Genomic DNA, 17996 nt, shown 5'->3' with positions numbered 1-17996 from the left:
TCGCCGTCCTCAGGGCCGTGGCCACAGCACCCACATCTTCAGCGGCTGCTTCATGCGGCCTGCGTAGTCCTCGGCGCCTTCGGTCCAGCCCCAGAAGTAGTCGGCGCGCACGGCGCCGGTGATCGCGCTGCCGGTGTCCTGGGCCAGCACCAGGCGCTGCAGCGGGCGCGCAGCGGGTGGCGCACCGCCCGCTGCGCGGGCCGTGTTGGCCGCGGGCAGCAGCGGCTCGGTCGTGTCCAGCCAGACCGGCGTGCCGTAGGGCACGGCACGCGGATCGACGGCGATCGATCGGCCCGGCGTGAGCGGCACGCCCTGGGCGCCGACCGCGCCGACCGCGGGATCGGCCAGCGGCTCCTCGCGGAAGAACACGTAGCGCGGGTTGGCGTTCAGCATCTCGGTCACGCGGCCCGGGTTGGCACGGGCCCAGGCCTTGATCGCCGGCCACGAGGCCTGCTCGAGCGTGAAGGCGCCGCGCTCGACCAGCCAGCGGCCGACCGACTGGTAGGGCTGGTCGTTGTGCCCGGCATAGGCCAGGCGCACGGTGCGCGACCTGCCGTCGGACTCGCTCACGACCAGTCGGCCCGAGCCCTGGACCTGCAGCAGCAGCGCGTCCAGCGGATCGGCGACCCAGGCGATCTCTCGACCCTGCAGCGCCGCGCGCGCCGCCGGCAGTGTGTCGATCTCGGCGCGCGTGTACCAGGGCTTGCGGGCGGCCAGCGCGGCCGGCGGCGCGTGCAGCGGCACGCCGTGGGTCTTGCTGCGCGTGCGCGACGCGGCGACCAGCGGCTCGAAGTAGCCGGTGATCAGGCCGGAGGCCTCGCCGTCGCGCGCGGTCACGCGGTAGGGCTGCAGCGTGCGCTGCAGCCAGGCGCGCACGCGGGTGTCGGTCGGGTCGGCGAGGGCCTTCGCGCTGGCGCAGGTCGCGGCCCAGCCCGGGGCCGGCTTGCTGCAGCTCTGCAGCAGCGCGGGCCAGGCGTGGATCGGCGTGTCCGATTCCCAGCCGGGCAGGTCGGCCCAGGCGGCGGGTTGCCAGCGCGCGTTCTCGCGCTCGATCGGCGTGCCGGTGGGCGCTGGCGTCGGGGCCGTCGTGCCGGCGGTGGACGGCGCGGCCGGTGGCGGCACGGTTCCGGGGGTCGTGCAGCCGACCAGTGCGCCTACCATCGCCAGCCACGCACGACGCTTCACGAAGATACGCATGGGACTCCTGTTGCTAGAGGCGCTGGCGGCGCTGGCCTGCCTGGTCTTCATAGTCTGGTGGACGATGTTCTCCGGCCGTCGCCGCGGCGAGCGTCGCGACGACGAGCCCGAGGAGTGATCACGCGGGAGCCTTCGTCGCGGGCGTGTCGCGCGGCGGCAGCAGGAAGCTCGCGAAGCGCGTGCGCAGGCGGCGGCGCAGCGCGGCGTAGAGCCGCGAGCGGTCGGCCACGCGGATGCCGCGCGAGCGCAGCGCCACCTTCAGCGCCAGCACGAAGCTGACCGTGAGGTTCAGCGCGCCGGTCAGCGGGATCGCCGCGACGCACCACCAGAACGCCGGTTCGTGCAGCGCCTGCGTGCCCATCGCCCCCAGGGCCGCGGCGATCTGGCCGGTCGACAGCGTGACGTGACGCACCTCGAGGGGCAGCGCGAAGAAGGCCCCGACCACCGGCACCAGGCCGAGCAGGAAGCCGAGCGAGATGTTGGCGGCCAGGCCGGAAACGTTGGCGCGCCACCAGCGCGCCCAGCGCTCGGCGCGCGGCGCGCCCAGCCAGGCCAGGATGCGGGGGTTCCAGCGGATCGCGCTGTCGAGCCGGTGCAGCACGAACCAGTTCTCGGCCCAGCCGGCGATCAGGCTGGAGGCGAACAGCAGCACGCCGGTGAAGGCGGCGTACAGCGGCGTGGGGCCGAGCAGCGTCAGGTCGTGCAGCACGTGCTCGGCGGTCTTCGTGCCGATCAGCGGCGCGCCGAAGACCGCCTGCGCCAGCGCCTGCACCCCCAGCACGATCGGCGCCACCATCGCCAGGTTGCCGACGATGCCGGCGGTCTGCGAGCGGATCAGGTGCGCGACCTCGTCGACGAAGTCCTCGACCGCTTCGTCGCTGCCGACGTCGTCCAGCTTCTCGGCCATCGCCGGCGCCGTCATCGCCGGCTGCTTGGTGGCCACGGTCCAGTGCAGCAGGTGGATCGCGACGAAGCTGCCGGCGTAGTTGACGCCGGCCCAGAAGCCGCCCCAGAAGGCCGACAGGCCCAGCGCCAGGATCGCGAACTTGGCGAAGGTCGTGCCGGCGATCACGGCGCCGCCGCCCAGCGCCTTCTTCAGCATCTGCAGCCACTCGGCACGGGTGCGGGTGATGTAGTGCTCGCCGGTCTCGGCGCTGCGCTCGGCGATGCGGCGCGCCAGCATCGAGTACTGACGGGCGAAGAGCGCCCGGATGCTGCGCCGCTCGGCCGCCAGACGCACCAGCTCGGCCAGCAGGTGGACGATCTCGCGCGGCGGATCGGCCGTGTCGGCGGGCGCCAGCACGCAGGCCAGCAGGGCGTCGATGCGCCAGGTGCGCTGGCGCAGCTGGTCGATCTGGAACACCAGGTCGACCGAGACGCCGTGCTCTTCCAGGTGGCCGCGGATGCTGGCCGCGGCTTCGCGGCAGGCCCCAAGCAGGGCGCGCAGGTACTGCGCTTCCTGCAGCACGGCGGCTCCGTCGTCGGCCTCGGCGGCGGCCCGCAGGCGCTCGCTGACGCGCAGCAGCTGCCGGAAGGGCTGGTCGGTCAGCAGCTCCGGGCTCATGCGCAGCCGCATCGCGCCGGCCGTGCCGGCCGCGCCGACCTGGGAGGCCAGGATCAGGATCGCATCGAAGAAGGGCGCGCGCCAGCCGAGCGCCGGCTCGGGTTCGGGGCGGGCCTGGGCGAACAGCGCGGCCACGCGGGCCAGCGTCGCGTCGTCGATGGCCTGCAGCCAGTCCGCGTCCTCGAACTCGGTGAACAGCAGGCCGAACAGCTGCGCCAGGTCGGCCGTCGCCGGGGTGCCGGGCAGCAAGCGCAGCCGCAGCCGGTCGCCGAACTCGCTGAAGACCGCGAAGCGCTGCGCGAAGCCGAAGTCGGCCAGCAGCGCGGTGGTGTCGATCTCGCTGCGGAAGGCGCGCAGCAGGCCGACGACGCGGGCCTGGTGTTCCGGGTGGCGGTCGAGCACGCCCAGCAGGTGCTTCAGACGCAGCACCGGCCGCGGCGTGCCGGAGGCGGCCTCGGCCTCGCCGGCCGGCGCGTGGCGCAGCCACTCGAGCAGGCGCACCAGCCACAGGTGGCGCTCGGGCTGGCTGGCGCGCGGGTCGGCCGCGTTGAGCAGCGCGGTCAGGTCCCAGCCGCGCGGGCTGCGGATCGGGCTGCGCATCCTGGCGGCGTCAGTGGAGCGACGACTGCTGGGACAGGTCGAAGGCCGGGATCTCGGCTTCGAAGGCCTCGGCCTCGGCGGTCATGCAGAAGTAGGTGCCGCGCATCTGGCCGCGCGGTGCCTTGATGCGCGCCCAGCTCTGGTACTCGAACTGCTCGCCGGGCTGCAGCAGCGGCTGGTGGCCGACGACACCGAGGCCGCGCACCTCCTGGGTGTCGCCGCTGGCGTCGCTGATCAGCCAGTGGCGGCCGATCAGCTGCGTCGGCACGTCGCCGCTGTTGACGATGGTGACGGTGTAGCCGAAGGCATAGGCCTGCTGCTCCGGTGCCGACTGCTCGGGCAGGTAGCGCGCGACGACGCTGACGGTGAGGGCGGGGCGGGCCATGCGCGCGATTCTAGGCAGGACGGGGCCTGCCGCGGCCCCGTCCCGCCGCGCGGTCGGCCTCAGCGCGACGCCAGCGGCGACGACGGCGCGCGGCGGTCGGCCGGCAGCAGGTGGTTGGCGACGACCCAGCGGCCGATCTTGTCGCCGATGCCCTGCCGGCCCTCGCGGCTGGCATACGAGAAGTGGAAGCCCGAGTAGCTGCGGCTGCCGCCGGCCTCGTCGGCGATCGCGGTCAGCGTGCCGAAGCTGCGCTGCACGCCCCACAGCGCGTGCGAGTCGACGGTCACCGGGATGTCGTCGCGGCCCAGCACCGCCTTCAGGATCGCGATCGTCGCGCCGGCGTTGGCCGACAGCGTGCTCGGGTAGTCGGGGCCGGCGCCGCGCAGCAGCGACTCCCAGGCCGGGTCGCCAGCCGTCGCCGGGTTGCCGTCGGCTTCGCCGTTGCGGATCGCCTCCTGCGGACGCCAGGTCAGGTAGTGGTACTTGGACTCCAGCGTCGCGATCGACACGTCGGCCTGCGCGATGCCGACCAGCGCGAACAGCCGCGCCCGATCGACCAGCGACAGCTTCTGCTGGCGCGCGACGATCTCGGTGATGCGGTTGAAGTGCCCGGCCGAGCTGTAGGTGCCTTCCTGGTTGCCCCAGAACAGCGCGATCTGCGTCTCTTCCGGCGTGCGGGTCGAGCCGGCGCGACCGCCCTTCTCCTTCAGGCGGCGGAAGGACTCGGCGTACTCGGCGCTGTCCAGCGCCGGCGGCGGCGGCGAGCGGAACTGGTCCGCGCTCAGCAGGCCGAAGGGCGGGATCTTCGGCCACTGCGTCAGGCCGATGCTGGTGTCACCCGGGGTCGCGGCCCACTTGCCGGGGCCGGTGGGCGGCGTGTACTCGACCTTGGCGTCGTGGCCGTCGGCGGCGCGCCAGGCCAGCACCTGCGCGGCGACGTCGCGGCCGAGCCGCAGCCCCGCCTCCTTGGCCGGTCCTTCGGGGATGCGCGCGAGGTCCAGCGCCTGGCGTGCGTCGAACTTGCGGGCGAGCTTGGGGAACAGGCCGGCGAGCGCGTCGCGTGCCGCCGCGACCGCGGCCGCTTCGGCGCTGGCGCCGGGCTCGGCGCGGGTGTCGACGCGGTAGGGACGGTAGCGGCGCTCGACCGCGTTGACGGCGTCGAACACCGCGACGTTGACGATGGCCAGCTGGCGCGAGGCCTTGTAGGTGCCCGAGCCCTCGATGACGATGGCGTTGCGCGCTTCGGCGTTCCAGTCGGCGATGACATCGGGGGCGGCGGCGACCGGCTTCGCGGTGCGGGGTGCCGCGTGCAGCGCGAACGGAAGCGCGATCAGCGCGGCCGCCAGCCAGGCGGCGCGGCCGGGGGTCTTGAAGTGCATGGAGTCCTCCTCGTGCGATGTGAGGACTTCATCTTCGGAAGCCGAGGCGCATCGCGGAACGAAGGAATCGGCATGACCTCATGCGGCCGGCCGGCCGGCGCCGGTCAGCGCGGCCCGGGGGCGACGTCGAAGGCCACGCAGACGCGGTCCTGGTCGGCGGCGAAGGGGATCGTGCGATGGAACAGCGAGGACGGGAACAGCACGATGTCGCCGACCTGCGGCGCGAAGACGCGACGCGGGAAGTCGTCGTGGCGCTTCGGGTAGCCGTCGCCGTCGGTGCTGAACTCGATGCAGCCGTCCTCGCGGCCCGGCGCACGCGGCGGCATCGCCAGGTAGACCACGCCGCTCAGCCAGCCGGTCTCGTGGATGTGCGAGGTGAGGTGGCCGCCCTGGCGCATCTTCACGTACCAGGAGCTGCCGAAGCTCGTCTGCGCCGGGAAGGCGCGCGCGTACTCGCAGTCGGCAGCGGCGAAGCGCTCGCGGTAGTCGGCGATGGCGCCCTCGACCAACTGCGCGAGCCGGCGGAACGAGGCTTCGGGCCGCTTGAACAGGTTGCCGGCCGACTGGATGCCGTGATGCAGCCGGCCCTGCTTGCGCTCGGCGATCTCGGCATGCTCGACGTCGCGCAGCAACTCGGCCACCAGCGTGCTGCCGGGCGCGGCCAGCTCGGCGATGCGCGCGTGCTGCACGAAGTCGAGCGGCGCGCGGCAGAAGTCGTAGGCATCGGCCTCGCCGAAGTTGGCGGCGTGGTGGGCCGACAGCGTGGCCAGGAAGGGCGAGCGGTGGGGGCGCGCGGCCAGCAGCGGCGCGAGCGCCGCGCGGAACTCGTCGTGGCGGCCGGTCTTGTACAGGCAGTAGAGCCGGCGCTCCTGCCAGTCGCGCAGGCGCGATCGCTCGAAGCAGGCGATCGCGTCGCCCAGCTGCCCGGCGTCGTACAGGACCGTGCCGAGGTTGTAGTTCGCCTCGGCGTGGCCGGCGTCGATCGCCAGGGCGGCGCGGTAGCTGGCGACGGCCTCGTCGACGCGGGCCTGGTCCCACAGCGTCTCGCCGAGGTTGTTGTGCGCGTCCGCATATTCCGCATCGAGCGCGATCGCCTCGCGCAGGCGGGCGATGGCGTCGTCGAGGCGACCCTGGGCGCGCAGCGCCGACGCGAGGCTGAGCAGCACGCGGGCGTTCGGCGCGATCGCCAGCGCCGCGCGGTAGCTCGCCACCGCCTCGTCGGTGCGGCCCTGGGCCTGCCGGACCGCACCCAGGTTGGCATGCGCGGCCGCATAGCCGGGCTGCAGCGCGACTGCGCGGCCGAGGCTGCCTTCGGCTTCGTCGGGACGCTGCAGATCCCTGAGCGCCGTGCCGAGGTTGTAGTGCGCGACGGCGAAGTCGGGTTTCAGCGCGATGGCGCGGCGGTAGCCGGCCACGGCTTCGTCGAGCCGGCCCAGCCGGCCGCAGGTCACCGCGAGGTTGAACTGCAGTTCGGGCGAGTTCGGCGCGAGTGCGGCCGCCTGCCGCAGGCTGGCAGCCGCGGCGTCGAGCTTGCCCTGCTCGGAGCAGGCCGTGCCGTGCAGGTTGTGCAGGGCGACGTCCTGGGGGTGCGCCTTCAGCAGCCGGGCGGCGCTGGCCTCGGCTTCGGGCCAGCGACCGGCGTTGCACAGCGCCAGCAAGGCGTTCATCTCGGCCGGGGTCGGGCCGCGGCGCGCGGTCGGGGCAGGTCTTTGCATGGGCCCGCGAGCGTAGCCAGCACCGCGGCGCGCGGCAATGAGGGCTGGCGCGGGGGGCCTAAACTCGGGCCATGAGCGCCTCACGCACCCACCGCATCGCCCCCAGCCTGCTGTCGGCCGACTTCGCGCGGCTCGGCGAGGAAGTGAAGAACGTCGTCGCCGCCGGTGCCGACTGGATCCACTTCGACGTGATGGACAACCACTACGTGCCCAACCTGACCTTCGGCCCGATGGTCTGCGAGGCGCTGCGCAAGCACGCGGTGAAGGCCGACGGGACCCGGGTGCCGATCGACGTGCACCTGATGGTGCAGCCGGTCGACGCGCTCGCGGCCGCCTTCGCCAAGGCCGGCGCCGACGTGGTCAGCTTCCACCCCGACGCCAGCACCCACGTGGACCGCAGCCTGCAGGCCATCCGCGACGCCGGCTGCCAGGCCGGGCTGGTGTTCAACCCGGCCGCGTCGCTGGACGTGCTGGAGTGGGTGATCGACAAGGTCGACCTGGTGCTGCTGATGAGCGTGAACCCCGGCTTCGGCGGGCAGAGCTTCATCCCGTCCACGCTGAAGAAGCTGGAGAAGGTGCGCCGCCTGATCGACGCGACCGGCCGCGACATCCGCCTCGAAGTGGACGGCGGCATCAAGACCGACAACATCCGCGCTGCGGCCGATGCCGGCGCCGATACCTTCGTGGCCGGTAGCGCGATCTTCGGGCAGCCGGACTACCGCGCCGTGATCGGCGCGATGCGCGAGCGGCTGGCGGCCTGAGCCGCCTCGCCGCTCACTTGGGCGCCGCGAGCAGGGCGTCCTTGAGCTGGTAGTCGGCCGGCGACGTGCCGAACCAGATCTTCATCAGCGACGAGAAGAACTCCGGTTCCTTGACCGGCTCGAACTCGGGCTTGCCGTTGATGACCACCGAGGTGCCGACGCCGGGCACCCACTCGATGAAGAAGCTGTCGCCGGCGACCAGCTTCTTCTTCGCGGCGAACAGGTCGGCCAGCTTCAGCGTCCCGGGAATGGCCTTGCCGAACTCCTCGCGCGTGGCGTTCTTCTGCATGCCGTCGGTGAACAGCTTGCCGAGTTCCTTGGCGTCGATGTCGCGCAGCATCACCACCTTGAAGGCGCGCGGGGTCTTGGTATCCCAGGCGGCCTCGGGCGTGGAGATCTTCGCCGGCACGTAAAGGCCGGCGGCGTAGACCTTGACGACGAACTTGTAGCGCGTGCCGGCGCCGTTGAGCAGCAGCTTGTTGCCGCGCAGCGTGATCTCGTTGTCGAACTTGACGCCGTTCACCTCGGTGACGGTGGACTGCGCCAGCGCCGTGATCGGCAGGGACAGGGCGATCGCGGAGAGGGCCGCGACCAGGGAGCGTCTGAACATGAGCAGCAACCTTGTGGGTCGTTCCGGAGCGACGGAGTTTCGCGGCTCGCCCGGGCGCCGTCCATGCAGGCTGACCCGAGCAGGGTGTCGCCCGCGTGACGTCTGCCTGCTAGACTGGTTTCATGTTCATGTCGCGCAAGCAAACCAAGGGGTCGCATGACCGGGGAGCCTGGCCCTGGCGTCGCCAGACCAGCTGACCTGAGCGCGGCGACGGCGTGGAGCCGAGCGCCGCAGTCCAGCCCCTTGCGACTTGTTTGCGCGGCCACCCATTTCCAGGGTGGCCCTGGGCCACGGAGGGCCCCGACGTGATCACCGAACTGGAATTCAAGAGCCTGGCCGAGCAAGGCCACAACCGCATTCCGCTGATCGGCGAAGCCTTCGCCGACCTCGAGACCCCGCTGTCCCTGTACCTCAAGCTGGCCGGCGGCCGGCCGCAGAGCTTCCTGCTCGAGTCGGTGGTGGGCGGCGAGCGCTTCGGGCGCTATTCGTTCATCGGCCTGCCGGCCCGCACGCTGCTGCGGGCGACCGGAACACGGTGCGAAGTGGTCACCGACGGCCAGGTCGTCGAGACGCACGAAGGCAACCCGCTGGACTTCATCGAGGCCTACCAGCGGCGCTTCAAGGTGGCGCTGAGGCCCGGCATGCCGCGCTTCTGCGGCGGGCTGGCGGGCTACTTCGGCTACGAGGCGGTGCGCTTCATGGAGCCGAAGCTGGCCGCGGCGCGGCGCGAGGGCGGCATCGGGACCCCCGACATCCTGCTGCTGCAGTGCGAGGAACTGGCGGTCATCGACAACCTGTCCGGCCGGCTCTACCTGATCGTCTATGCCGACCCGGCCCAGCCCGAGGCCTACTTCCGCGGCAAGAAGCGGCTTTCCGAGCTGAACGACCAGCTGCGCTACAGCGTCAGCGCGCCGGCCGTGAAGCGCGGGCCCTCGCACGCGGTGGAACGCGAATTCGCGCGCGCCGACTACGAGTCCGCGGTGCTGAAGTGCAAGGACTACATCGCGGCCGGCGACTGCATGCAGGTCGTCCTGGGCCAGCGCCTGCGCAAGCGCTACACCGAGAGCCCGCTGTCGCTCTACCGCGCCTTGCGCTCGATGAATCCGTCGCCCTACATGTACTTCTACGACATGGGCGGCTTCCAGATCGTCGGCGCCTCGCCCGAGATCCTGGTCCGGCACGAGCAGGTCGCGGAAGGCCAGAAGGTGACGATCCGTCCGCTGGCCGGCACGCGGCCGCGCGGCGCGACGCCGGAGCGGGATCGCGACACCGAGGCCGAGCTGCTGGCCGACCCGAAGGAGCGCGCCGAGCACCTGATGCTGATCGACCTGGCGCGCAACGACATCGGCCGCATCGCGCAGACCGGCAGCGTGAAGGTGACCGAGGCCTTCGCGGTCGAGCGCTACTCGCACGTGATGCACATCGTCAGCAACGTCGAGGGGCTGCTCAAGCCCGGCACGACCAACATGGACGTGCTGCGCGCGACCTTCCCCGCCGGGACGCTGAGCGGAGCCCCGAAGATCCGCGCGATGGAGCTCATCGACGAGCTCGAGCCGGTGCAGCGCGGCATCTACGGCGGCGCCTGCGGCTACCTGAGCTTCGCCGGCGACATGGACGTCGCGATCGCCATCCGCACCGGGATCGTCAAGGACAACGTGCTCTACGTGCAGGCGGCCGCCGGCATCGTGGCCGACTCGGTGCCCGAGCTCGAGTGGAAGGAAACCGAGCACAAGGCGCGGGCGGTGCTGCGCGCGGCGGAACTCGTGGAAGAGGGGTTCTGATCATGCTGCTGATGATCGACCAACTTCAGGTGGGTCTCACGGCATCCCACGACGGCCCGCAAACCCGCGCCAGTGCTGGAGATTCGGGCTCTTGACGTCCCACGCAGGACCGCCCCAGCCCGGCAAAAAGCGGGTATCGAAGCGGGTACCGAAAACGTATGCAGATCTCCCGCCGCGATCTCTACAACCAAGTGTGGTCCAAGCCTATGAGCAAGCTGGCCCGCGAGCTGGACATCTCGGATGTCGGCTTGGCCAAGGCCTGCCGACGACACAACATTCCTCGGCCGCCGCGAGGCTACTGGGCCAAGCTGGCGGCCGGGAAGGCCCCGCCCAAGCCGAGCCTTCCATCGGCCAAGATCGACACGGTGGAACTGGACGCAGCGCGCCATCGCATCGCGGAGACACCGAAGGTGACGATCGACAGGGCCAGCATCAAGGCCTCGCAGGCGGCTCTGGGCGAAGCCCTGGCAGGCGTGGCTGCCGCAACGTTCCAGCGACTGTCCAACGCAAAGCCTTCGGCGGATGGCTTCGTCACTTGCGGCTCATCCCGCGTGATTGCTTGTTCGCTCAGCCCTGCGACCGTTGAGCGAGCGTGCCGCCTCTTGGACACGATCGAAAGGGCCATGCCCGCGGCGGGCGCGCGCTTCGCCCACAACCAGGAAGCGAAGCGAGTCGAGGTCGATGTCAGCGGCGAGCGCCTGGGCATCGGCATCGCCGAGAACTACACGCGCACCGAGACCGTCGAGGTCGACCCGAAGTACTCGTGGATGAAGACGCGCACGTTCACGTATCACTTCACCGGTGAGCTGCGGCTGACGATCGCGGGTGACTTCGCTGGGCGGAAGTCCTGGGCGGACGGCAAGCGCTCGCGCCTAGAAGAGAAGATCGAAAGCATCGTCGCCGGCCTGGCCGGCGGCGCCCAGGCGATTGCGGCGCTGCGCGCCGAGCGGGAGGAGCAGCGTCGGCGCTGGGCGGAAGAGGCTCGCGAAGCGGAGATTGCTCGAGAGCGGCAGCGGCGGCTTCGCAACTTCTCGGATCAGCTTCACAAGGAGACGGAAGCCTGGCATCGGTACTGCGAGGTCAAAGCCTACGTCGAGCACCTGCAGAGCCAGATCAACAACGGCGAGGCGCTACCCGAGCAGAGCCGGGAGTGGCTCAGACTTGCGACGCACCTGGCAAGGCTGACCGATCCGACGAAGGCGAGGCTGGAATCGCTGCAGGCCGGCATCTCGGGCTACGACTACGACCTGCCATTTGGAAAGGCAATCGGCTCGTAGGCACGCCGTTGACCAGCAGCGATCCTCCACTCAGCTAGGCTTCGCCGTTCAGCTCGCGCGGCGGCTGACGCGCCCAATCCGACGTTTCATTCACGTCTGGTATCGAACGCTGCAGCGACGAAAGGAGTTCACCGGCGCGCCTCTCGCTCTCGGCCTCGATCTGCCTCTTGCGCACCGCGGAGTCGACTTGATTCCGCCAACCTAGTGCCACCAGGAGGCCAAACACCGACACCCCGAGGCAGCCACCCGCAATCAGATACATCCAGTGCCAGGAGCTACCTACGAGCTTCTTGGAAACCCACGGCACGAGTGCCATCGCCACGCACACGGACAAGAGGACGGTCAACAGCAAGACGCGCCTGCGGATATCGCCGAGCATGTACTCAACATTTCGCAGCTCCGACAAGCTCAGTCCTGCCAGTGAACGCATCCGCTCTTCTGCGTGCTTCTGCGCGCCCCAAACGAACGCGATCGCCGTGCCAGCCGCCGATGCGATGGTGGCCGATGCGGCCCAGATCATGTCTGGCAACACCCACCTGAAGGCCAATTCACCCAGGAGCAGACCGCATACAGCCGCGACGAAGAGGATCGTCGGGCCTGGGCGCTGCAGTGCTTCGATCATGTGGCCTCGATGTCCCCGGCTTCGACCTTCTGCAGCAACCAGTGTTCCATGCGGTCGAAGACCTCGACAGTGTCAGGCAGACCGTCGTACATAGTCAGCGATTCCTTGCCGGTCAACCGCAACTCGTCGCCGTGGACCGAAGATCCGTCGGCGAGTTCGATTCGCGTGTCGACGCCTTCGGCGTGACGAAGCGCGTGTCCGAGGCGATTCAGCACGTCTTGGCTGTGGTCCTCTTTGGTCTTCCGTCGATCGATCGTCAGCAGCAGCTTGTACGAGACCTGCGAGTCGTCGAGACCCTTGAGATTCAGTTCACTGAAGCCTCGGACCTTGCCGGCCAGTACGGCGAGCGCATTCAGGATGTCAGAAGAGGCAGCCGAGGCTGTGTCGCCTGACACCGAGATCGATCGACTTTCCGTGGTCGACGAAACCGCCTTTGGGCTGGTGTCCTGATCTGATGCCAGCATCCCGCCGATCTGGATGTTTCGGACCGGTGTCTCCCGAAGCCGCTTCGCGGTAACCCGTGCAGGTCGATCATTCAGCTCAAGAGAGCCGCAACTCTGCGTCTCGGGTCGGGCAGCAAAGAACCATCGCAAGAACGCTTCGAGATGCGACGCCCTCAAGGCGGACGACTGCAACAAGACCACGTGGTTCTTGAAGACCGTAAAGAACAAGAGCGACTCAAGCCACTCAGTAGGCTTTCCGCCCTGCTTCGGCGGGGTGTACTTGCTGACGGGAGCGGTCTTCGCTGCGGGATCGTCAAGAAGTGCCGCAGCTGCGGTACCCGGCGTGTACCTCACGAGTACGCCGCTCACGAAACCCTTATGGATCCGGTGCTCGTTCAGCAGCAGCCACTCAGGTGCATGAGGGTCCCCAAGCGGCTGTCGGCGGTCCGCGAGCGTCGGTGCACCCTTGAGTGCCTGCGCCAGCGACGACCCCAACTCGTGCTTTGAGCCCAGAAACCTAGCCGACTTGTAGATGAACGTCTTTGGGCTGACTCGTTTGCTCACTGCTTTCGCCTCCCTGGTCGGCAGTCTACTGATGTCGTTGAGCGCCGCCCGATTCGAGCTCTCTCCGTCAACGGTGTTTGGCTGATTCGCCAAACGCCTGAAGTTCCGGGCCTTTGGTCGTGGCAATTCGGCAGACAACCTTGACGGGCGAACCATCGATGCGAAATTTGTGCGTCGACTGAACCGGAGCGTCGGGCGACGCAGAGATCCGATTGCCATGCCCCTCACCGACATCAAGATCCGCCAGGCCAAGCCCGCCGGCAAGCCCCTCAAGCTCGCCGACACCGCAGGCCTGTACCTCGAGATCAGGCCCACCGGCTCCAAGCTTTGGCGCTATCGCTACCGCATCGACGGACGAGAGAACCTGTTCGCCATCGGCGAGTACCCGCAGGTCTCGCTGGCCGATGCGCGCAAGGCGCGTGACGACGCACGCGAACTGATCCGCCAGGGCCGGCACCCGGCCCATGCTCGGCAGACCGAACGCACGCGACAGATCAACGCCAACGCGCTGACCTTCAAGGCCGTCGCCGAGGAGTGGATCGAGAAGAAGCGCAGCCGCTGGGCGCCGTACTACCTGATGCAGGTGGAGCGCGGCATGAAGAAGGACATCTACCCGCGCATCGGCCGGCTGCCGATCCGCTCGGTGACCGCGGCCGACGTGCTGGCCATCCTGGACCGCGCCACCAAGCGCGGCGCCGAGGTGGTGGCGCTGAACCTGCGGCAGTGGTGTTCGCAGGTGTTCCGCTACGCCGTGGCCACGCTGCGCGCCGACCACGACCCGGCCTCGGCGCTGCGCGGTGCTGTCATCCGCCCGCCAGTCAACCACAGCCGGCCGATGGACCGCGACGAGATCGCCGCCTTCCTGCGCAAGCTGCAGGGCTTCGGCGGCCACCGCACCACGGTGATCGCGCTGCGCCTGCTGCTGCTCACCTTCGTGCGCACGATCGAGATGCGCAAGGCCGAGTGGATCGAGGTGGACCTGGCCGCCGCCGAGTGGCGCATCCCGGCCGAGAAGATGAAGATGCGCCGGCTGCACATCGTGCCGCTGTCCACGCAGGCGGTGGCGCAGCTCACCGAGCTGAAGGGCATCACCGGCGCCGGCCGTTGGCTGTTCCCCAACCACCGCCGGCCGCACGACGTGATGTCGGCCACCACCATCAACCACGCGCTGATGAGCCTGGGCTTCGCGTCGGCCACCGTCACCGCGCACGACTTCCGCGCGACCGCGTCGACGCGGCTGCACGAGATGGGCCTGCGCTCCGACTTCATCGAGTTGCAGCTCGCGCACGTAGAGCGCAACCGCGTGCGCGCGGCCTACAACCATGCCGACCATCTGGCCGAGCGCGCCGCGATGATGCAGTCTTGGGCGGACTGGCTCGACAGCATCGCGGCGGCGCACCCAGCCTGAGAGAGCTGAGTCCCGAGCGCGCAGTCAGTCGCCCTGCCCGAGGGCTGCATCGTCGCGGGTTTGCCGCGACGACGGACGGCCGTTCATCACCGCACCCAGGTACGCCCGCGAGGCTCTTGGCCTGGAGTGACCCGCAAGGCGCGAGACGGCGAGCCTTGCAGCCTTCTCGTCATAGGCCGGCATGGGGCCACCGCCTCGCACCGGCGGCTGATGCCCACTCAGCGAGACGAACTCGTCGATCAGCGCCTCATGACGCAAGCCGTGCGCTGTGATCCCCAGCTTGCTGCCCGTGACGCCGAACTTCTCCAGCACATAGCCGAAGTGCCGCAGGTTACGCTTCAGATCCCGGTTGGGGTTACCCAGGTGGGCGTCGTACCCTGACACGACCCGCTGCGCCTGGGCAAGCGCAGTCATGCGCTCAGGCGTGTTCAGCGGCACAAAGCGCTGGCGCCCATTCTTCGCGCCCTGCCGGATCCACACGTAGAGATCGCCCTGCCGCTGTTCTTCCGGCAGTCCGGTGGACTCGAAAGGCACGACGCAGGCGTGTGGCCGCAGCATCACCGACTCCTTCTTGCGCAGGCCGAACGCCCGGATCAAACGCAGCGACGCACCCACGTACGGGTCGCAGGCGCACACCCGCTCGATCAGCGCGTCGATGTCGACGCCTTGGGCCGACCAACTCTTGTCGCGCTCGGTCGCCTCGTGGCGCTGGTACTCCGCCAGCTCCAGCCCGTAGTGCGCGGGTCTGAGCACGAAGCCGGGCTTGCCCGTCCACTTGGCCAGGCCGCGCAGAAAGCTCAGGTAGGTCTGGATCGTCGGCGGCTTGAGCTTGTCTTCGCGCCACACCCGCACGATGGCGTGGATGTGCTTCTGCGCGAGGTTCCGCGGGTCGGGCAAGGTCTTGAAGCCGGCGCGCGATTGCAGGCAGGCGAAGAAGCGGCGCAGAAACTGAGCGCGCGCCTGGCGGGTCTTGTGCGACACGGTCTTCTGGCGCGCCGTGTGCTGCTGGTTGTGCAGCCTCAGCAGCACTTCCAGCACCTGCAGCGGGTCGGCCTGGCCCGGCCGGTAGCGCGCCAGCGTGTCGCGGTCGGTCAGGCCCGACCATTCGCGTGGCCGCAGTGGTTGATGGGAAGCTCGCCCCACAGGTGGTGGGCGGCGAGCGGCGGAAGGATCGACAGCAGCATGAGGCATGAGGTTCTCCGGTGAGGGTGCGCGCCGCCCGAACGGCGCGCACCGCATGGCAAGGAATCGGCGGCGGGACCCGGCCAGGTGGATTCCATCGCCCGGCCGGGCCGTGGTCAGTTCGTTCCAGTGCAGCCTGCGACCACGGCAGCGCTGCACCGACCCAGGGGTTCGCCAGCGTGAGCAGCACCTCAGCGCTGCCGGCTGGCTCGGTCGTCCTTAAAAATGAAACGGGTTGATCCGGCCCGTGCGCGGGTTTCCGCGCAGCACGGGGTGGGTGATGTCGCCGGCCTCGAGGGCGGTGGCGACATCGGCAGCCAGGTCGAGCCTGCTGCCTTCGATGGATCAGTTCTCAGCTTTCGCAGCGCCATCCACCTGCATGGGTCCACCCCTCACCGAGAGTCCGGGGTGGTGTCAGGTGCACGAGCGGGTGACATGCGGCGGAGCCCAACAGGGCAAGCACGACCACATGCCTTGCCGGTCACGGGTGACCGGCAGGTGCTCGAACGGATGGCGGGGACGGGTGCGTCGGCATCGGGTGCCGGCACGGCATCAGCAAGGGCTGCGACGCGCTTCAAGGAGCGCCCGGCGATGGACGCCGGCAGGTCGCAGACATCAGCTCTACGAAGGATGTCCACCAGGCCGCGACCTCGCGGGTCACGGCCAGCCTGATTCGAGGATCAGGCCTTCAGGGGCAGGTAACGACTGCGACGCCTTTCGCTCCAGAGGAGCTGGCCATCAGGAGGGGCCATCGGGAGCCTGCAGTTGACCCCGGCGCGCGCCGAGCGTCAACACAGTGGCGCCGCAAACGGCGGCGTTCGCGGGCGGTTTCGGGTGGCGTTGCATCGGCGCTCGACGTGGCTCCATTTCACGACCCACGATTCTTGGCGTGTTGCCCCTGGGGTTGACATGAGCTTGGCTGGCCTCTGGTGCCGAACCGGGGTGCCGAAGGCCGGTGCCAGTGCGCCCAGATGGCCTCCCGAGTCGGAGCCGAGCACAACTGAGGTGGGGGCGAAGTCGCGCTGCAGCGCGACCCGTTGCACCTTGCGCGCGGAGGAACTGGAGCGGTGCTGGAGTCGAACTGCGGCAGGAGCCGGCTCGCGACCGAGTCGCACTTCACGAAGGTCGAGGGGCGCGCCGGCGCGCTTCGGCGTCGCGCCGGGGTTGATCGGCCGCGAACGGATGCGACGGTGACAGGGCCAACACGAGGAGCCCGCGATGCGCACGTTCTACTGGGTCAGCGGCGAGCTGACCGAAGTCCAGAGGTTCATCAACGTGCCGATGCGTTGGTGCGAGCAGTACCCGGCGCGCGAGCGGCGGGAGTTGTGGGTCAGCACGCCGGAAGGGCAAGACGTCAAGATCGTCGTACACAGCCGGTACCTGCCGGCGCGGCGTGGACATGGCGTCGATGCTCTCTTGCTCGGCGACGTGTTGGTCGGCCTGTTCAACCGGAGCACGGGGGCAGGCATCAACTTTGTCCGCACCGATCCTCCGCTCTTGTGGAGGCGATGCGACGCGGCGGTTGTCGTGGGTGCACCGGTGGCCTGTGTCGCCAGCTACATGCTTTCATCGTGGCCGTGGTTGCTCGCGGGTGTGCCGGCGGCCCTGCTGTACGGTGCTACGGTTCTGTGCGCCCGTTTGCTGCGGCGGTGGTGGGTCCGGGCGCAGGTCGATAGCGCGCTGAGGCGTATGACGAGCGCGGCCGATGCACGAGCGAGACTGCGGCGGGTGAAGTAGGGCCCAGCGCGGCAGTGAGGGCGGGTCGGAGGTCATTGGCTGGGCCTCTCCGGAACTGGTCAGCGAGGGCACAGAGATGGTATAAACCATCGGACGATTTCGTAGATCATCCGAGCCTTCAGAACATGCCCCTTGCCGTCCCCTCGACTCAGCGCGACCAAGCGCTGGCGCTGCTTCGGCGGCGCGGGCTGACGCGGCTCGCAGAGCTGCGCAGCGCAGGGGTCACGGGTACCACGGTGAGCCGCATGGAGCGCGCCGGAGAGGTCGTTCGCCTGGCCCGCGGGCTGTACCAACTGCCCGACGCCGCGCTCGACCCGCAACAGTCACTGGCCGAAGCATCACGCCTCGTACCCAAGGGCGTGATCTGCCTCGTCTCGGCGCTCGCGTTCCACGGGCTGACCGACCAGATCCCGCCCAAGGTCTGGATCGCCATTGGCCGCAAGGACTGGCGACCCCGCGTCAGCTATCCACCGCTGCGTGTCGCCCGGTTCCCCGACGACCAACTGCGCCGCGGCGTCGAGCACAAGAAGATCGCGGGCGCGAGCGTGCCGGTGTTCGGCATTGCCAAGACGGTGGCGGACCTGTTCCGCTACCGCCGTACTGTCGGCGAACTGATCGCCGTCGAGGGCCTGCGCCAGGCGCTGCGGCAACGCAGGGCCACGCCGGCGCAGATTGCGCGCGAGGCTCAGGCCGCCGGCGTGTGGCGCACGATGCAGCCCTACCTGATGGCGCTGACCAACGATGCCTGAAAAGGCTGGAACGCCATCGAAG

The 17996-nt window shown here is 69.6% G+C and carries 15 protein-coding genes; 6 read left to right on the top strand and 9 right to left on the bottom strand.

Annotation, left to right across the window (positions count from 1 at the left end; genetic code table 11):
• Positions 1-9: 9 nt before the first annotated feature.
• The 5 genes from QZV97_RS09000 to QZV97_RS08980 form a co-directional block, all read right to left on the bottom strand.
• Positions 10-1197: an MltA domain-containing protein gene (locus tag QZV97_RS09000; RefSeq protein WP_295641369.1), complete on the bottom strand. Its 1188-nt coding sequence runs from the start codon at positions 1195-1197 to the stop codon at positions 10-12.
• Between the two features lie 118 nt (positions 1198-1315).
• A complete protein-coding gene (locus QZV97_RS08995) occupies positions 1316-3361 on the bottom strand; it encodes a site-specific recombinase (RefSeq protein ID WP_295641367.1) in 2046 nt (681 codons plus the stop codon).
• A 10-nt stretch (positions 3362-3371) separates the two neighbouring features.
• Positions 3372-3746, bottom strand: a complete 375-nt coding sequence (gene apaG, locus QZV97_RS08990; protein ID WP_295641365.1) for a Co2+/Mg2+ efflux protein ApaG — start codon at positions 3744-3746, stop codon at positions 3372-3374.
• Between the two features lie 59 nt (positions 3747-3805).
• Positions 3806-5125 carry a vanadium-dependent haloperoxidase gene (locus tag QZV97_RS08985; protein ID WP_295641363.1) on the bottom strand — a complete coding sequence of 440 codons (1320 nt, stop codon included), beginning with the start codon at positions 5123-5125 and terminating at the stop codon, positions 3806-3808.
• Positions 5126-5229: 104 nt separating this feature from the next.
• Positions 5230-6840 carry a tetratricopeptide repeat protein gene (locus QZV97_RS08980; protein ID WP_295641361.1) on the bottom strand — a complete coding sequence of 537 codons (1611 nt, stop codon included), beginning with the start codon at positions 6838-6840 and terminating at the stop codon, positions 5230-5232.
• 71 nt (positions 6841-6911) lie between these two features.
• Between QZV97_RS08980 and rpe the strand changes: the two genes are divergently transcribed.
• Entirely contained in the window at positions 6912-7601 is a 690-nt protein-coding gene (rpe, locus tag QZV97_RS08975; protein WP_295641359.1) for a ribulose-phosphate 3-epimerase, read from the top strand.
• Positions 7602-7614: 13 nt separating this feature from the next.
• Here the strand turns inward: rpe and QZV97_RS08970 are convergent, their stop codons facing one another.
• Positions 7615-8211, bottom strand: a complete 597-nt coding sequence (locus QZV97_RS08970; protein WP_295641357.1) for a chalcone isomerase family protein — start codon at positions 8209-8211, stop codon at positions 7615-7617.
• A 305-nt stretch (positions 8212-8516) separates the two neighbouring features.
• Here QZV97_RS08970 and trpE point away from each other — a divergent pair, with 305 nt between their 5' ends.
• Positions 8517-9992, top strand: coding sequence for an anthranilate synthase component I (gene trpE / locus QZV97_RS08965; protein WP_295641355.1), 1476 nt, complete (start codon positions 8517-8519; stop codon positions 9990-9992).
• A gap of 158 nt (positions 9993-10150) precedes the next feature.
• Complete coding sequence (locus QZV97_RS08960) at positions 10151-11269, top strand: hypothetical protein (protein ID WP_295641353.1); 1119 nt, start codon at positions 10151-10153, stop codon at positions 11267-11269.
• A gap of 34 nt (positions 11270-11303) precedes the next feature.
• Here the strand turns inward: QZV97_RS08960 and QZV97_RS08955 are convergent, their stop codons facing one another.
• Positions 11304-11891 carry a hypothetical protein gene (locus tag QZV97_RS08955; RefSeq protein ID WP_295641351.1) on the bottom strand — a complete coding sequence of 196 codons (588 nt, stop codon included), beginning with the start codon at positions 11889-11891 and terminating at the stop codon, positions 11304-11306.
• Positions 11888-12898 carry a hypothetical protein gene (locus QZV97_RS08950; RefSeq protein WP_295641349.1) on the bottom strand — a complete coding sequence of 337 codons (1011 nt, stop codon included), beginning with the start codon at positions 12896-12898 and terminating at the stop codon, positions 11888-11890. Before QZV97_RS08950 ends, QZV97_RS08955 begins: the two co-directional genes overlap by 4 nt.
• A 217-nt stretch (positions 12899-13115) precedes the next feature.
• Here QZV97_RS08950 and QZV97_RS08945 point away from each other — a divergent pair, with 217 nt between their 5' ends.
• Positions 13116-14306: an integrase arm-type DNA-binding domain-containing protein gene (locus QZV97_RS08945; RefSeq protein WP_295641347.1), complete on the top strand. Its 1191-nt coding sequence runs from the start codon at positions 13116-13118 to the stop codon at positions 14304-14306.
• Positions 14307-14330: 24 nt separating this feature from the next.
• Here the strand turns inward: QZV97_RS08945 and QZV97_RS08940 are convergent, their stop codons facing one another.
• Positions 14331-15647, bottom strand: a complete 1317-nt coding sequence (locus QZV97_RS08940) for an integrase domain-containing protein (RefSeq protein ID WP_295641345.1) — start codon at positions 15645-15647, stop codon at positions 14331-14333.
• A 1059-nt stretch (positions 15648-16706) separates the two neighbouring features.
• On the opposite strand from QZV97_RS08940, the gene QZV97_RS08935 reads away from it, so the two are divergent.
• Positions 16707-17225 (top strand): hypothetical protein, encoded by a 519-nt coding sequence (locus QZV97_RS08935; RefSeq protein ID WP_295641343.1) that lies wholly within the window; start codon positions 16707-16709, stop codon positions 17223-17225.
• Positions 17226-17350: 125 nt separating this feature from the next.
• Positions 17351-17974 (top strand): type IV toxin-antitoxin system AbiEi family antitoxin domain-containing protein, encoded by a 624-nt coding sequence (locus tag QZV97_RS08930; protein ID WP_295641341.1) that lies wholly within the window; start codon positions 17351-17353, stop codon positions 17972-17974.
• Positions 17975-17996 lie beyond the last annotated feature (22 nt).

The organism is uncultured Methylibium sp. (assembly GCF_902826655.1).
Taxonomy (GTDB): domain Bacteria; phylum Pseudomonadota; class Gammaproteobacteria; order Burkholderiales; family Burkholderiaceae_C; genus Methylibium.
Note: the sequence above shows the minus strand (reverse complement) of the source record. Positions and strands in the feature narration are given on the sequence as shown.

Bases quoted from the DNA above. Each gene is read 5' to 3' on its own strand.
- QZV97_RS09000 (WP_295641369.1), bottom strand. From the start codon at position 1,197: ATGCGTATCTTCGTGAAGCGTCGTGCGTGGCTGGCGATGGTAGGCGCA.
- QZV97_RS08995 (WP_295641367.1), bottom strand. From the start codon at position 3,361: ATGCGCAGCCCGATCCGCAGCCCGCGCGGCTGGGACCTGACCGCGCTG.
- apaG (WP_295641365.1), bottom strand. From the start codon at position 3,746: ATGGCCCGCCCCGCCCTCACCGTCAGCGTCGTCGCGCGCTACCTGCCC.
- QZV97_RS08985 (WP_295641363.1), bottom strand. From the start codon at position 5,125: ATGCACTTCAAGACCCCCGGCCGCGCCGCCTGGCTGGCGGCCGCGCTG.
- QZV97_RS08980 (WP_295641361.1), bottom strand. From the start codon at position 6,840: ATGCAAAGACCTGCCCCGACCGCGCGCCGCGGCCCGACCCCGGCCGAG.
- rpe (WP_295641359.1), top strand. From the start codon at position 6,912: ATGAGCGCCTCACGCACCCACCGCATCGCCCCCAGCCTGCTGTCGGCC.
- QZV97_RS08970 (WP_295641357.1), bottom strand. From the start codon at position 8,211: ATGTTCAGACGCTCCCTGGTCGCGGCCCTCTCCGCGATCGCCCTGTCC.
- QZV97_RS08960 (WP_295641353.1), top strand. From the start codon at position 10,151: ATGCAGATCTCCCGCCGCGATCTCTACAACCAAGTGTGGTCCAAGCCT.
- QZV97_RS08955 (WP_295641351.1), bottom strand. From the start codon at position 11,891: ATGATCGAAGCACTGCAGCGCCCAGGCCCGACGATCCTCTTCGTCGCG.
- QZV97_RS08945 (WP_295641347.1), top strand. From the start codon at position 13,116: ATGCCCCTCACCGACATCAAGATCCGCCAGGCCAAGCCCGCCGGCAAG.
- QZV97_RS08935 (WP_295641343.1), top strand. From the start codon at position 16,707: ATGCGCACGTTCTACTGGGTCAGCGGCGAGCTGACCGAAGTCCAGAGG.
- QZV97_RS08930 (WP_295641341.1), top strand. From the start codon at position 17,351: ATGCCCCTTGCCGTCCCCTCGACTCAGCGCGACCAAGCGCTGGCGCTG.